At 65.8% G+C, this 13,694-nt stretch carries 13 protein-coding genes and 1 tRNA gene; 8 read left to right on the forward strand and 6 right to left on the reverse strand.

What is annotated here, in order from left to right; all coding sequences use genetic code 11:
- Window positions 1-104: 104 nt before the first annotated feature.
- From AC5RVB_RS14765 to aroQ, 3 genes are all read left to right on the forward strand, one after another.
- Window positions 105-701 carry a TetR/AcrR family transcriptional regulator gene (locus tag AC5RVB_RS14765; protein ID WP_494143031.1) on the forward strand — a complete coding sequence of 199 codons (597 nt, stop codon included), beginning with the start codon at window positions 105-107 and terminating at the stop codon, window positions 699-701.
- 90 nt (window positions 702-791) lie between these two features.
- A complete protein-coding gene (locus AC5RVB_RS14770) occupies window positions 792-2,132 on the forward strand; it encodes an MFS transporter (RefSeq protein WP_227902534.1) in 1,341 nt (446 codons plus the stop codon).
- Window positions 2,133-2,139: 7 nt separating this feature from the next.
- On the forward strand, window positions 2,140-2,601 hold the full coding sequence (gene aroQ, locus AC5RVB_RS14775; protein WP_290244097.1) for a type II 3-dehydroquinate dehydratase: 462 nt from the start codon (window positions 2,140-2,142) through the stop codon (window positions 2,599-2,601).
- Window positions 2,602-2,658: 57 nt separating this feature from the next.
- On the opposite strand, the gene AC5RVB_RS14780 is transcribed toward aroQ, so the two are convergent.
- The gene (locus AC5RVB_RS14780; protein WP_227902538.1) at window positions 2,659-3,840 is read right to left on the reverse strand and encodes a MarP family serine protease; all 1,182 of its coding nucleotides are present in this window, start codon (window positions 3,838-3,840) and stop codon (window positions 2,659-2,661) included.
- A 224-nt stretch (window positions 3,841-4,064) separates the two neighbouring features.
- On the opposite strand from AC5RVB_RS14780, the gene AC5RVB_RS14785 reads away from it, so the two are divergent.
- On the forward strand, window positions 4,065-4,742 hold the full coding sequence (locus AC5RVB_RS14785; RefSeq protein ID WP_146360700.1) for a Crp/Fnr family transcriptional regulator: 678 nt from the start codon (window positions 4,065-4,067) through the stop codon (window positions 4,740-4,742).
- Window positions 4,743-4,841: 99 nt separating this feature from the next.
- Here the strand turns inward: AC5RVB_RS14785 and AC5RVB_RS14790 are convergent, their stop codons facing one another.
- From AC5RVB_RS14790 to sp36, 3 genes are read right to left on the reverse strand one after another with little or no spacing between them, the layout of a single operon-like run.
- Window positions 4,842-5,753, reverse strand: coding sequence for an NUDIX hydrolase (locus AC5RVB_RS14790; RefSeq protein WP_494143032.1), 912 nt, complete (start codon window positions 5,751-5,753; stop codon window positions 4,842-4,844).
- On the reverse strand, window positions 5,746-6,228 hold the full coding sequence (locus tag AC5RVB_RS14795; protein ID WP_227902541.1) for a RidA family protein: 483 nt from the start codon (window positions 6,226-6,228) through the stop codon (window positions 5,746-5,748). Before AC5RVB_RS14795 ends, AC5RVB_RS14790 begins: the two co-directional genes overlap by 8 nt.
- A complete protein-coding gene (sp36, locus tag AC5RVB_RS14800; protein ID WP_227902544.1) occupies window positions 6,225-6,383 on the reverse strand; it encodes a Sp36 family protein in 159 nt (52 codons plus the stop codon). The genes AC5RVB_RS14795 and sp36 overlap by 4 nt, the downstream gene beginning before the upstream one ends.
- Before the next feature lie 35 nt (window positions 6,384-6,418).
- On the opposite strand from sp36, the gene AC5RVB_RS14805 reads away from it, so the two are divergent.
- The 3 genes from AC5RVB_RS14805 (at window position 6,419) to AC5RVB_RS14815 (ending at window position 9,935) form a co-directional block, all read left to right on the forward strand.
- The gene (locus tag AC5RVB_RS14805) at window positions 6,419-8,755 is read left to right on the forward strand and encodes a transglycosylase domain-containing protein (protein ID WP_494143033.1); all 2,337 of its coding nucleotides are present in this window, start codon (window positions 6,419-6,421) and stop codon (window positions 8,753-8,755) included.
- Window positions 8,755-9,696 carry a metallophosphoesterase gene (locus AC5RVB_RS14810; RefSeq protein WP_494143034.1) on the forward strand — a complete coding sequence of 314 codons (942 nt, stop codon included), beginning with the start codon at window positions 8,755-8,757 and terminating at the stop codon, window positions 9,694-9,696. The genes AC5RVB_RS14805 and AC5RVB_RS14810 overlap by 1 nt, the downstream gene beginning before the upstream one ends.
- A gap of 162 nt (window positions 9,697-9,858) precedes the next feature.
- Window positions 9,859-9,935, forward strand: a tRNA-Pro gene (locus tag AC5RVB_RS14815).
- Window positions 9,936-10,098: 163 nt separating this feature from the next.
- Here the strand turns inward: AC5RVB_RS14815 and AC5RVB_RS14820 are convergent.
- Both AC5RVB_RS14820 and purD read right to left on the reverse strand, forming a co-directional pair.
- On the reverse strand, window positions 10,099-11,001 hold the full coding sequence (locus AC5RVB_RS14820; RefSeq protein ID WP_227928559.1) for a phosphoribosylaminoimidazolesuccinocarboxamide synthase: 903 nt from the start codon (window positions 10,999-11,001) through the stop codon (window positions 10,099-10,101).
- Window positions 10,998-12,323 (reverse strand): phosphoribosylamine--glycine ligase, encoded by a 1,326-nt coding sequence (gene purD / locus AC5RVB_RS14825; RefSeq protein WP_227902553.1) that lies wholly within the window; start codon window positions 12,321-12,323, stop codon window positions 10,998-11,000. The genes AC5RVB_RS14820 and purD overlap by 4 nt, the downstream gene beginning before the upstream one ends.
- A gap of 324 nt (window positions 12,324-12,647) precedes the next feature.
- On the opposite strand from purD, the gene AC5RVB_RS14830 reads away from it, so the two are divergent.
- A complete protein-coding gene (locus tag AC5RVB_RS14830; protein ID WP_227902554.1) occupies window positions 12,648-13,652 on the forward strand; it encodes an asparaginase in 1,005 nt (334 codons plus the stop codon).
- The last annotated feature ends 42 nt before the right edge of the window (window positions 13,653-13,694 follow it).

A 13,694-nucleotide genomic window follows, 5' to 3' on the forward strand; every position in this document is an offset into this window, starting at 1 on the left:
TCGGTCCCCTTCAAGGTAGACTAACTAGTACGTCTACCGCAACAGATGGACACAAGAGGTGGACACAGCAGGTCACAGCAGCAGCGGAAGCAGGGGAACAGGAAATGGCAGCCAAACCGTCGGATGTGCGCGAACGAATCCTTCGCCGGGCCTCAAGCCTCTTCTACACCGAGGGCGTACGCGCCGTCAGCGCGGACAAGATCATTGCCGCAGCCGGCACCACGAAGGTCACCTTTTACCGTCACTTCCGGTCCAAGGACGATCTGGTGGTTGCCTACCTGCAGGACCAGTCCGAAGGCATGCGCCGGCAGGCCGAGCAGCTGGATCCGGATCCATGCACCGGCCTGCGCCAGCTCGCAGAAGCCATGGGCACCGAAGCCTGCACTCCGGACTTCCGCGGCTGTCCCTTCATAAATGCGGCCGCCGAATATCCGGATCCGGAGCATCCGGTCCGTGCTGTGGTCTCCGCGCACCGCCAATGGCTGCACGGCCTGGTTGCCGGCCGGCTCGCCCGGCTGGGGATCCGGGACCCGGAGCAGCTGGCGGACCAGCTGCTGATGCTGCGCGACGGTGCCATGGTGCACGGGTACGTGCAGGACGCAGCGGCCGTGGGTCCGGCGCTGACCGCTGCGGGCCGCACCTTGGTCCTCGGCCGGTTACCGGAGGATTCCCCCGACCGCGCCCGGATTTCCGGGGAGTAGGGGGCAGCTTCCGCTTGGCGGAACGGCGCGGATGTGACCTTGGACTCAGGAACTTGGCGAAAGTGACGGCGGATAGGACAATTCCTTTCCGTGTCTACTTCACTCACACCGGCCACACCGGACGCCCCCTCATCAGCCAAGATGGCCCGCAAGGTTGCCGGCGCATCTTTCCTAGGCACCGCACTGGAGTCCTATGACTTCTATGTCTTCGGCACCGCCGCAGCGCTGATCCTCAACCGGATTTTCTTCCCGGACGTGGATCCCCTGACCGGCACACTGCTCTCCTTCCTCACGCTGGGCATGGGCTTCGTGGCCCGTCCGCTCGGAGCCATTCTGTTCGGACACATCGGTGACCGGGTGGGTCGGAAAACCTCCCTGATCGGCACCATTGTCCTGATGGGTGTTGCCACCGGTGCCGTGGGCCTGCTCCCGGACTACAACACCATCGGCGTCTGGGCCCCGCTGCTGCTCGTCCTGCTCCGCCTCCTGCAGGGCCTGGCCGTAGGCGGTGAATGGGGCGGTTCCATCCTGATCGCCACCGAGCACGCAGCACCCCGGAAGCGTGCCCTGTACGCAGCCATCCCGCAGATCGGCTCCCCGGTAGGCACCATCATGGTCACCGGCATTTTCCTGCTGCTGGCCCAGGTCTCCGATGAAGCCATGGAAGCGGGGGTCTGGCGGATTCCGTTCCTGCTCGCCTTCCCCTTTATGGGCATTGCCCTGTACATGCGGTTGGCCATTGATGAGACCCCCGTCTTCAAGGGCGTAGCCAAGGCACACCAGGTCATCCGCGTTCCTGTCCTGGAAGTGCTGCGCACGCAGTGGCTGGCGCTGCTGGTGGCCGCCTCAGCCGCCCTGCTGGGCATCGGCTCCTACTTCCTGATGACCACCTACACCCAGTCCTACGGGATCACTGAGCTGGGGCTGTCCCAATCCACGGTCCTGAACGCTGCGCTGGTGGGTTCGGTGCTGCAACTGGCAACCATCCCCGCCTTCGGCTTCCTGGCCAACCGGATCGGCTCAGCCCGCATGGTCCTGGCCGGCGCGGTGGCCACCCTGCTGATTTCCTTCCCGCTGTACTTCATCATCAGCAAGGCCAACGAGCCGGTGTACATCCTCACCATCCTGATCGGCGGTATTGCCCCGACAGCAGCCTGGGCCGCCCTGGGCGGGCTGATGGCCGACCTGTTCCCGGCCCGCACCGGGTTCACGGCCATGTCCCTGGCCTACAGTTTCGCCGGCATCCTGTCCGGGTTCACCCCGTCCATCACCGCGTGGTTCGGCATCCAAACCGACGGCGCCTGGTGGCATCCCGGCGTCGTCCTGGCCGCGATGTCCCTGATCACCATCGCCGGCGCGCTCCTTTCGCGGCGGATGACACCGCGTAACACAGCCGACCTGCCGTCTTCAGAGGTATCTGCTCCGGCATAGTTAAGCCATGACTACAGCGCAGACCCGCAACCTCCTGATCGTCAACGGACCCAACCTGAACCTGCTGGGCACCCGTGAGCCGGCCATCTACGGCAGCGACACGCTGGAGGACGTCGAGGCGGCGGCGCTGGCCGCCGCCTCAGCCCACGGCTGGACAGTGGACTGCGTGCAGTCCAACCACGAAGGCGACCTGATCGACGCGATCCACAGCGCCCGGGGCACTGCTGACGGCATTGTCATCAACCCGGCCGGGTACAGCCACACGTCCGTGGCCATCGCCGATGCCCTGTCCGGTGTGGAGCTGCCCGTAGTGGAAGTACACCTGAGCAACATCCACCGGCGCGAGGAGTTCCGGCACCACTCGTTCGTCTCGGCGGTGGCCCGCGTGGTTATCTGCGGTGCAGGGATCAGCGGCTACCGGATGGGCGTGGACTACCTGATTGAAACCCTCTCCGCGGCCAAAGCCTAGGATCCGGCTGCGGCCCGCTGCCACAGGGGCAGACCCTGGACTGGCTCAGCTAACCGGCTATTTGCTGGTGCACTGGCCCGCGGAGACAGGCTCGCTGTAACCGGGAGCAGCCTCGATAACGGGGCCTGCTTCAGCCAGTGAGAGGGCGTAGCCGATGGGCTGGTCCCCCGTGGTCTTGGCAAAGATCACGCCGGCTATGCGCCCGTCGATGTCCAGCAGCGGCCCGCCGGAGTTGCCCTGCTGCACGTTCGCGGCCAGGGTATAGACCTCCAGCACCTCGGGCGCGGTTCCATAGATGTCCCGCACGGCGACGTCGGAGAGTCCCTCAACACTGGCGGCCTGCAGCCGGAAGGGGCCGCCGGCCGGATACCCGGCAAAGGCCGCCGTGGCGCCCGCGGCCAGCTCCTCGCCCACCGGCAGCGCCGCGGCATCCAGGTTGTCCACGGCAAGAACCGCCAGATCCCGGGCCGAATCGAAATACACTACCCGGCCGGGAAGCACGCTTCCGTCCGGCACTTCCACCACGGGTTCATTCACGCCGGCCACCACGTGGGCGTTGGTAACCACCCTGTCATCGGCCACCACGAAACCGGACCCCGTCTGGTTCTGCCCGCACTGGTACGCCGTGCCGGTGATCTTCAGTACCGAGGCGGACGCCGTCCGCAAAGCCGGGGAATCCACTTCTGCGCTGGGCGGGACCACCGATTGGGGAGCCGCACTGTCCAGGATGGTCGGCAGCCCCTCGGAGACCGTGAAGGAGCGGATCTGTGCACTCCAGGCCTTCACCTGTTCCGGTGTGGCGTCGTCAATGGTGCCCAGTACCCTGGACGCGGCGATCTGCTGCGATAGGAAGGGCACACCCAGCGTGGTCACGCTGAACGCCAGCATTGCCATCACCAGGGCCGCGACCACCAGGTTCACCGCACCGCCAAGCAGGCGGTCCAGGAAGCGCAGCGGCGGGAAATTCAGCCAGCGCCGGATCATGCCGCCCAGCGCCGCGCCTGCGGCATGCCCCACCAGCACCAGGACCACCGCCGTGGCAATCACCACGGTCAGCCGCCAGCCGTTGTCGGGCACCCAGCCCGCGACAAGGGGGATGGCGAAAAACGCCGCCACTGCGCCCGCAACAAATCCCACGATTCCGCCGAGGGTCACTACCAGTCCGTTACGCAGACCGGCCAGCAGGTAAAAGAGCAGGACAAGGAGCAGAATGATGTCCAGAAGTGTCAATCCGAGCACAAAGAGCTCCAAAAGTTCAGTCGAGGCGTCCCGGCGGAGGGTAGGCCGCTCGGTGTTGACGAGTTTATCCGGACAACCTGAAGAACCCGCTATCCGCCTCCACCCGCCATACGCGTGCTGAGGCTCTTTTTCTCATCCATCGGCGAACAAACGTGCTTTAGGTGTCACAAGGGAGTGACGTGCGGCAAGATAATAGGTAGAGAACACTATTTACAGGAGATTTCATGGATATCGAGGTACTGCGCCGCGCGCCGTTGTTCGCCTCTCTGGGAGACGACGTCTTCGCCGCTCTGACCGAAGAGCTCACTGAGGTCGACCTCTCACGCGGGGCCTCCGTTTTCCGGGAAGGCGACCAGGGCGACCAGCTGTATTTCATCGTCTCCGGCAAGATCAAGCTGGGGCGGTCCGCCCCGGACGGCCGTGAGAACCTGCTGGCCATCCTGGGTCCGGGTGAACTGTTCGGCGAGATGGCACTCTTTGATCCCTCGCCCCGCAACGCCACGGCCACCGCGGTCTCTGAAACCCGTCTTGCCGGCCTGCGGCACGAGAACCTCCGCGCTCTGATTGAAACCCGCCCCGAGGTTTCCGTGCAGCTGCTGCAGGCACTGGCCCGCCGCCTGCGCCGCACCAACGAGTCGCTGGCGGACCTCGTCTTCTCCGACGTTCCCGGCCGCGTTGCGAAGGCTCTGCTGGATCTGGCGGACCGCTTCGGCCGTCCCGCCACCGATGGCATCCTTGTGGCACACGAGCTCACCCAGGAAGAGCTGGCCCAGCTGGTCGGCGCTTCGCGTGAAACGGTCAACAAGGCCCTTGCAGAGTTTGTCCAGCGCGGCTGGCTGCGCCTGGAAGCCCGTGCCGTGGTGATCCTGGATGTACAGCGGCTGCGGCAGCGTTCCCGCTAACTGTCAGTAATAACAGCACACGACGACGGCGCCGGCTCCCCTGGGGGATCCGGCGCCGTTGTTGTTTGTGTCACCGTCATTTCCGGGCGGCGGGCAACCTCAGCGTCCGTGCTGGGACGACCCTTCGGCCGCACCGCCCGGGCTGACCGCCAGGCGCGGCTCGCCGTCGATGTCCACCAGCTCGGGCCGGTACACCGTTGCCGGCCGGCGGCTGGAGAGGTAGGCAATGCAGCCGCGCGCCGAGGCAAGCTTCTCCAAGGTGATCTCCACCGGCGGCACCACCAGCTCCCCCAGGGTCAGTCCCTGGGTGTCCGGGCGTCCGATTTCGTCGCCCAGCTCCGGGGTGTCCCGCGCCGCAATGACGTCTCCGGCAGGTTTCCAGGCTGCCCAGACGCCTTTGCCCTCAAGCAGTGTGGCGTCCTGGCCCAGCGGCTGGACCGCGGCGAAATAACGGGTATCAAAACGCCGAAGGGCGAAATCCGGGCTGTGCCAGTTGGACAGCGGCCGCAGCAGGTCAGTCCGCAGGCCAAGGCCCCGCTTGCCCAGCATTTCGAGGAAGGACGCATCCTGGGCGGCAATGGCTGTGCGCGCCGCCATCCACTCGGGCGCGCGGTTGCTTTCCAGCAGCGTTGATTCATCCGGACCGGCGAGCAGGATGCCGGTCTCTTCGAAAAGCTCCCGAATGGCGGCCACAACGTGCCGGCGGGCCAGGCGGGCATCGCTGATCCCCATCGACTTGGCCCAGGCCGACGGTGCCGGGCCGTACCAGGTTCCCTGCGCGTCGTCGTTCTCCTCAACGCTTCCGCCCGGGAAAGCGACCTTGCCCAGCGGCGACTCACCGCGGCGGTAGGCAAGATAGGTTTCCGTCCCGCGCGGAGAGTCCCGCAACAGCACCACTGAGGACGCCAGCCGCGGTTTGCGGGGCGTCCGGTCAGGGCGTTCGAACCAGCTTTGCGCGGCTACCCGCTGGTCCGGGGCAACGGGAAAAAGCCGGACGGTGGAGCTAGGCAAATTCCACGATCATTTCTACTTCGACGGGCGCATCCAGCGGCAGGACGGCAACGCCGACGGCGGAGCGGGCATGGCTTCCGGCCTCTCCGAATACCTTCCCAAGCAGTTCCGAGGCACCATTGATTACGGCAGGCTGTCCGGTGAAGGAGGGATCCGACGCAACAAAGCCCACCAGTTTCACCACCCGGCTGATGCGATCAAGATCACCTATTTGTGACTTCACCGCGGCCAGGGCGTTGATGGCGCAGATGGCGGCGTAAGAGGCGGCGTCCGCGGGATCCACGGACGCTCCGACTTTGCCCGTGGCCGGCAGCGCACCGTCCACGAACGGGAGCTGGCCCGAGGTGTGCACCAGGTTCCCCGTGATGACCGCAGGGACGTAGGCAGCCACCGGAGCCGCGACGGCGGGCAGGGTCAGGCCCAGCTCCCGCAGCCGGATCTCAACGGCCGAAACTGCCCCGGCAGTCGCGCTCACGACGTTTTTTCGCGTTTCATGTAGGCCACGGAGCCGGTCCCGTTGGGCGCCGGAGCGATCTGGACCAGTTCCCATCCCTCATCGCCGTGCATATTCAGCACCTGCCCGGGTGTGTGAAGTGGAAGTGGTGTAATGAAGTATTCCCATTTGGTCATAAGGGAAAGGGTAACGTGCTTGTAGACTGTCACGCATGGCAGCACGCAAATCACCGTTCTTCGACACGGCGACCACTCTCGGAAAGCTCGTCGCGTTCTTCGGCATCAGTGCTCTTTGCGGAGTTCTGGCAGCCGGTCTCCTGGTTCCGGCGGCCGCAGCAACCGGCACCGCCGCTTCCGGCTCCATCCAGTTCTTCGACCAGCTTCCCTCGGAACTGGAGCGGGGCGCACTGGCCACCCCGTCGAAGATCTACGCGAATGACGGTTCGCTGATCGCCACCCTGTATGAGGAAAACCGCCAGCCGGTGACCCTCGAAGAGGTTTCGCCCAACATGGTGGACGCGATGCTGGCCATCGAGGATGACCGCTTCTACGAGCACGGCGGCGTGGACCTGCAGGGCATCATGGGCGCCCTGGTCTCCAACGCCACCAGTGACAGCACCCGCGGTGCTTCCACCATCACCCAGCAGTACGTGAACAACGTCATCATCGACACCAACCTGCAGAACGACGAGGAAGTTGTTTTCAGCGGCGGTAAAACGGTCGGTGACAAGCTGCGCGAAATGAAGCTTGCCATTGCGGTGGAAAAGGAGCTCAGCAAGGAGGAAATCCTTGAGGGCTACTTCAACATTGTCCCGTTCAGCGGCACAACGTACGGCGTCCAGGCAGCAGCGCGCTACTTCTTCAACGTGGATGCCAAGGACCTGAATATCGCCCAGTCGGCACTGCTGGCCGGCGTGGTCAACGGACCCACCTTCTACAGCCCGGAGCTGAACCCGGAACGCGCCCTGGAACGCCGCAACCTGGTGCTGGCGGCCATGCTGGACAAGGGCCGCATCACGCAGGAGGACTACGACGCCGCGGTGGCCACCGACCTGGGCCTGCAGATCACCCCCGTGCCCAGCAACTGCGTCGGCGCCGAACAGGCACCGTACTTCTGCGACTACATCACACATCTGATCCTGAACGATGAAAACTTCGGCGCCACCGACGAAGACCGTACCAAGCTGCTCTACCGCGGCGGACTGAGCATCAAGACCACTCTGAACCCGACGTTCCAGAACGCCGCGCAGACGGCAATCAACGAGACGGCCAACCCGGACACTACCGACGCTGAGATCGGCCACTCCATGGTCAGCGTGGAGCCGGGCACCGGCAAGATCCTCGTGATGGCCCAGAACACCCGCTACACACCGGAAATTGCCGCAGGCAACTCGGTCCAGAACTTCAACGTGGACGTGAACCAGAACGGCGACCCGAACAAGTACCTCAACGGGCTGGGCGGCTTCCAGCCTGGCTCCACCTACAAGCCGTTCACGGTCGCGGCCTGGCTCGACGCCGGCAAAACGCTGAACACCACACTGAACGGCTCCAAGCGGACCTACCCTGCCGGGCACACGTGGAACGCCAGCTGCCTGCCGGGCGGCCGGTATGTGGCGCTGGAGCCGTGGACGCCGATCAACTACGGCGACACCAACTACAAGACCACAACGGTTCTGGACGGCCTGGCCCAGTCCTACAACACGATTACCCTGGCTGAGATCAACCAGCTGGATCTGTGCTCCTTCCAGAAGCTGGCCTTCGCTGCCGGCATCCACAACGGCAAGAGCGCCGACGGCGAGCGGCAAATGCTCTCCATCGACCCGCCGTCGACCTTCGGCGGCGGCGGCGATGCCTCTCCGCTGTCCATGGCCACCGGTTTCGCCACTTTCGCCGCAGAGGGCCTGAAGTGCGAGCCCATCGCGCTTGAATCCGTGACCGGCGCCGACGGCACGGAGTACCCGGTGCCGCAGCAGTCCTGCGAACAGGTGATGAAGAAGGAAGTTGCCCAGGGCGTCAACATGGCGACCCAGCGCGTAATGACCAACGGCTCCGGCCTGAACCTGCAGGTCGGTGTGCCCACTGCAGGCAAGACCGGAACCAATGACTACCGTTCCCAGACCTGGTTCATGGGCTACAGCACCGGCATGGCGACCGCCTCCTGGATCGGCAACTGGAAGGCCAACAACACCACCATGTCGGACAAGCTGATCGGTGGCCGGGTTTACCCGGAAATTGACGGTTCACTCATTGCGGGGCCCTCATGGAAGAACTACGTCCAGCGCATCGCCGGCCAGTACGAGGCCAACGCGTTCACCGCACCGCCGCCCAGCATCATCGGTAATACCGCGCCGCCGCCCCGGGCTACTCCGCCGGAGAAACCGGCCGCGGACAAGGATGATAAGCCCGGTAACAGCGGCAGCGAGGGCAACAACGGAGGCGGAGCTCCCGCCGGAGATGCCGGAAACAACGCGGGCGGCGCCCCCGGTGGGGATGCCGGAAACAACGGCGGCGGTGAAGGCGGCGCCAACAACGGCGGAGGGAACGGTTAGTGGCTGATTCAGCACTTGCCTCCGCTGCACGGAAGTCGGCCTGGCTGGCCGGCGGCGTAGCCGGGGCGGGCGCAGCCGCGCTTGCCTACGGATCCCTGATCGAGCGCAATCTGTTCGGCCTGCGGGAAGAAACCGTCCGGGTGCTTCCTGCAGGAAGCAGTCCGTTACGGATCCTGCACCTCTCCGACATCCACTTCGTTCCCGGCCAGGAGCGCAAGGTCCGGTGGCTGCAGAGCCTGGCAGATCTTGAACCCGATCTGGTGGTAAACACCGGGGACAACCTCAGCCACCCGCATGCCGTCCCGCCGGTGCTGGAGGCGCTGAAGCCGCTGATGCGGTTCCAGGGTGTGTTTGTTCCCGGGTCCAATGATTACTACGCACCGGTGCTGAAGAACCCGTTCACGTATTTCACCGGCCCGTCCAAGCACAAGCACACCCCCCGGGAGCTGCCGTGGAACCTGCTGTTTACGGCCTTTCGTGATGCCGGCTGGCAGGACCTGACCAACACCACGGCCCTGATGGAGCTGGGCGGGCTGCGGCTGAACTTTTCCGGCGTGGATGATCCGCACCTGTCGCGTGACGAATACCCCGGCTTTGACGACCTCCCGGCCGGAACGGATTCCTCCGCTCCCGAGGTTCGGATCGGAGTTGCGCACGCACCGTATCAGCGGGTACTCAACCAGTTCACCGACGGCGGCGCGGAGATTATCCTGGCAGGCCACACGCACGGCGGCCAGGTGTGCATTCCCGGGTACGGAGCGTTGGTCAGCAACTGTGACCTGCCCACGTGGCAGGCGCGCGGCCTAACGTCCTGGGCGCACGGCGGACGGCGCATCCCGCTGAACGTGTCGGCCGGCATCGGTACTTCCCGGTTCGCCCCGGTCCGGTTCGCCTGCCGGCCGGAAGCTGTCCTGCTGACCCTCGCAGCCCGGGATTCCTGACTCCGGCAGCACCCGCCCGGCGCCCGGTTTCGGGACGCCAGGCAGCGGGAAAACGACTGTGACGTAACCGCCGCTGGGGCCGGTTTCGCGGAATCGGGGTTTCTCTAGTATCCTTGTAAAGTTGCTTCGCGAGGTGGTCAAACACTCGGGAAACAATGGTTACGGGGTGTGGCGCAGCTTGGTAGCGCGCGTCGTTCGGGACGACGAGGTCGCAGGTTCAAATCCTGTCACCCCGACCAGCAAGGCTCCGGTCAGAGAAATCTGGCCGGAGCCTTTTGCGTTTAACTCCGCAAGACAAAGTGACCCGCCGACAAAGAGATTCGCAGGACAAAAACAAAAGAAAGGGGTGCCGCGGCTTTACCGCCGCAGCACCCCTTTCGTCGTTTCCCGCCTCAGCCGGTGTTAGACAAACGCCTGTCCGGTAAGCCGCTCATAGGCTTCCACGTAGCGCTCACGGGTGCGGTGCACGACGTCGTCGGGCAGCGCAGGCGGCGGCGCGTCGGAGGCCTTGTCCCAGCCCGAGGCCGGGGACGTGAGCCAGTCGCGCACGTACTGCTTGTCAAAGGACGGCTGAGCCCTGCCCGGTGAGTACAGGGCCGCATCCCAGAAGCGCGAGGAATCAGGGGTCAGCACCTCATCCCCCAGCGTGACATCCCCGGTTTCCGGATCCAGCCCGAACTCCACCTTGGTATCCGCCAGGATAATGCCGCGCTGCCGGGCAATGGCCTCGGCGCGGGTATAGATATCCAGGGTCAGCGTGCGCAGCTGTTCGGCGGTGTCTGCGCCTACGGTCTGTTCGACGGCTTCGTAGGTGATGTTCTCGTCGTGCTCGCCCTGTTCAGCCTTGGCCGAGGGGGTGAAGATGGCCGGCTCAATCCGGGAACCGTCCACCAGCCCGGCGGGCAGCGGCAGGGAGCAGACCGTCTGCGAGGACCGGTATTCCGCCAGACCGGATCCGGTGAGGTAACCGCGGGCAATGCACTCCACCGGATACATCTCCAGCTTTTTGCAGATCATGGCCCGCCCGGCCACCGCGGCCGGGATGCCCTCCCGGGCGGAAATGACGTGGTTGGGGATTTCCCCCAGCTGATCAAACCACCAGAGGCTGAGCTGCGTGAGGATCCGGCCCTTGTCCGGGATGATGCTGGATAGCACGTGGTCATAGGCGCTGATCCGGTCGCTGGCGACAACCAGCACCCGGTTGCCGGCGCCGTCGTCCCCCGCCGGCACGTACAGGTCCCGGACCTTGCCCGAGTAAACGTGCCGCCACCCGGGCAGTTCCGGTGCCGTGCCGATGCCGCTCATGCCAGGTCCTTTTCACTCGGTTCGCCCGCCAGGCCGGTACCTGCGCTGCCCTGGGGCACCCGGACTTCTCCGCGTGCGGCCTGCAGGGCAATGTCGGTGCGGTGCTGTGAGCCTTCCAGGCTGATCAGGTCCACACCGGCATACGCACGGTCCCTGGCCTGGACCAGGTCCTCCCCCAGTCCGACGACGGCGAGTACCCGGCCGCCGGCGCTGCGGACCTTGTCCTTTTCCAACCGGGTGCCTGCGTGCAGCACATGCACACCGTCCAGGCGGCCGGCCTTCTTCAGCCCGCGGACCCTGTCACCGGTGCGGGGCGTGTCGGGATAGTTTTCCGCCGCCACCACTACGGCGACGGCAGGGCGCGGATCCCACTTCAGCTGTTCCATGGCATCCAGTTCGCCCTTCGCAGCGGCCATCAGCAGCCCGCCGAGCGGGGTTTTGAGCCGGGCCAGCACTGCCTGCGTCTCGGGGTCACCGAACCGCGCGTTGAACTCGATAACGCGCATGCCCCGGGTAGTCAGTGCCAGTCCGCAGTACAGCACCCCAACAAACGGGGTGCCCCGCGAGGCCATTTCGTCGATGGTCGGCTGCGCTACGCGGCGGACAACGTCTTCCACCAGACCTGCCGGCGCCCAGTCCAGCGGCGAGTAGGCGCCCATGCCGCCCGTGTTGGGGCCGGCGTCGCCGTCGTAAATCCGTTTGAAGTCCTGGGCAGGGGCCAGCGGCACCGCATGGCGGCCGTCCGAAATCACAAAGAGGGAGACCTCCGGGCCGTCCAAAAACTCTTCGATAACCACACTGCCGCCTGCATCGAAGCAGGCCCGGGCATGATCCAGCGCCTGGTCCCGGTCATCGGTGACCACCACGCCTTTGCCTGCGGCCAGCCCGTCATCCTTGACCACGTACGGGGCGCCGAAGGTATCCAGGGCGTCAGCCGCTTCCTCCGGTGTTTTTGCCACGCGTGCCATGGCTGTGGGGACGTTGGCTGCGGCCATGACCTGTTTGGCGAATGCCTTGGAGGCCTCCAGCCGGGCGGCAGCCCTGGACGGACCGAACACGGCAATGCCGGCCTCCCGCAGGGCGTCCGCCACGCCTGCGGCGAGCGGGGCTTCCGGACCGATCACCACCAGGTCGGACCCGAGCGAGGTGGCAAGTTCGGTCACCGCTTCCGGCGAGCCTGCGTCGACGGGGTGCACGGGAACCAGCTCTGCAATCCCTGCGTTACCGGGGGCCGCGTGGACCTCCCGGACATAGGGATCGGCCAGGAGTGCTCGGACAAGGGCGTGTTCGCGGCCGCCTGGGCCAACAACGAGTACCTTCACAGTAGTTCAGGGTACTTGCTGGCCGGGAGGGCCTGAAAGCATCACCGCTTACATGACGCGGTGGCGCGGGACCGGCCCGGTTACCTGGGCCCTGCCCGGTTCCGGAGAAGGTGTGCCGTATTTACAGGTGTTTTGGGCCGAACAGTACCCGCACGGCAGCACAGCATTGCAGGTAACCGGCCGGTAGCCCGATAGTGGAACTGCGGACGCCGGGCCAGGCAGCAGGGCGCCGCAGGCCAGCGGGGGGCGGCAGATCGACGGCGGTGCCGGGGCCGCCATCGCCGGTTCGTCCCCCGCGGTCCGCCGCCCTTTAGACTGAATGACATGCCCGCAACTTTTACCGCATCCGATGCCGTTGAACTGGCCGTGCTCGAACGCAACGGCTTCATAGAATCCCGCCACATCGGCTCTGCCGTTGTGATGGCCGCAGACGGCACCGTGGTCACGGAACTCGGCGACATCACCGCGCCCATCTTCCCGCGCTCCACCCTCAAGCCGTTCCAGGCGGTTGCCGCCATGCAGTCAGGGGTGCCGCTGCGCGGCCCGCAGGTGGCACTGGCCGCCGCGAGCCATGTCGGTTCGCGCGAGCACATGGACGTGGTGCGGGGCATGCTCTCCGCCGCGGGTGTCACCGAGGGGCACCTGCAGTGCCCGGAAGACTGGCCGCAGGACACCGAGGCGCGCAACGAACTGATCCGTGAGGGCAAGGGCCCGCAGCGGGTGGCCTTCAACTGTTCAGGCAAGCACGCCGCGTTCCTTTGGGCCTGCACCGAAAACAACTGGGATCATGCCACCTATCTGGACCCGGAGCACCCGCTGCAGCGCCGGATAGCCGAGGTGATCGAGGAATTCACCGGCGAAAGCATCCAGCACTGGGCCGTGGACGGCTGCGGCGCCCCGCTGGCGGCGGTGTCCCTCACCGGACTGGCACGCGGTATCGGCCGGCTCGCCAAGGCGCCCTCGGGAAAGCACGGCAACGCCCGCGCGGCAACCGTGGCCACCGCCATGCTTGACTACCCCTGGGCCGTCCACGGCCACGGCCGGGAGAACTCCGTTGTGATGGAAGATCTCGGGATCATTGCCAAGAACGGAGCCGAAGGAGTCCTGGTGCTGGGCACCGGGACGGGCGCGTCCGTGGCACTGAAGATCCTGGACGGCAACACCCGGGCCGCGTCGCTGGTGGGCCTGACCCTGCTGGCAGCCAGCGGTGCCGTGGACCCGCTGGCAGTAGAGAAGGTGCTGGACAAAATCGTCCAGCCTGTCCTGGGCGGCGGACAGCCGGTAGGGAGCCTGCGGCTGGGCGCGCCGGTCACGGCGCTGCTGGGTTAACCCGATGGCCCGGCGCCGGATTTCCGCAGCGGATGGACGCGC

The sequence above is a fragment of the Arthrobacter sp. Y3225209 genome, from assembly GCF_059090685.1.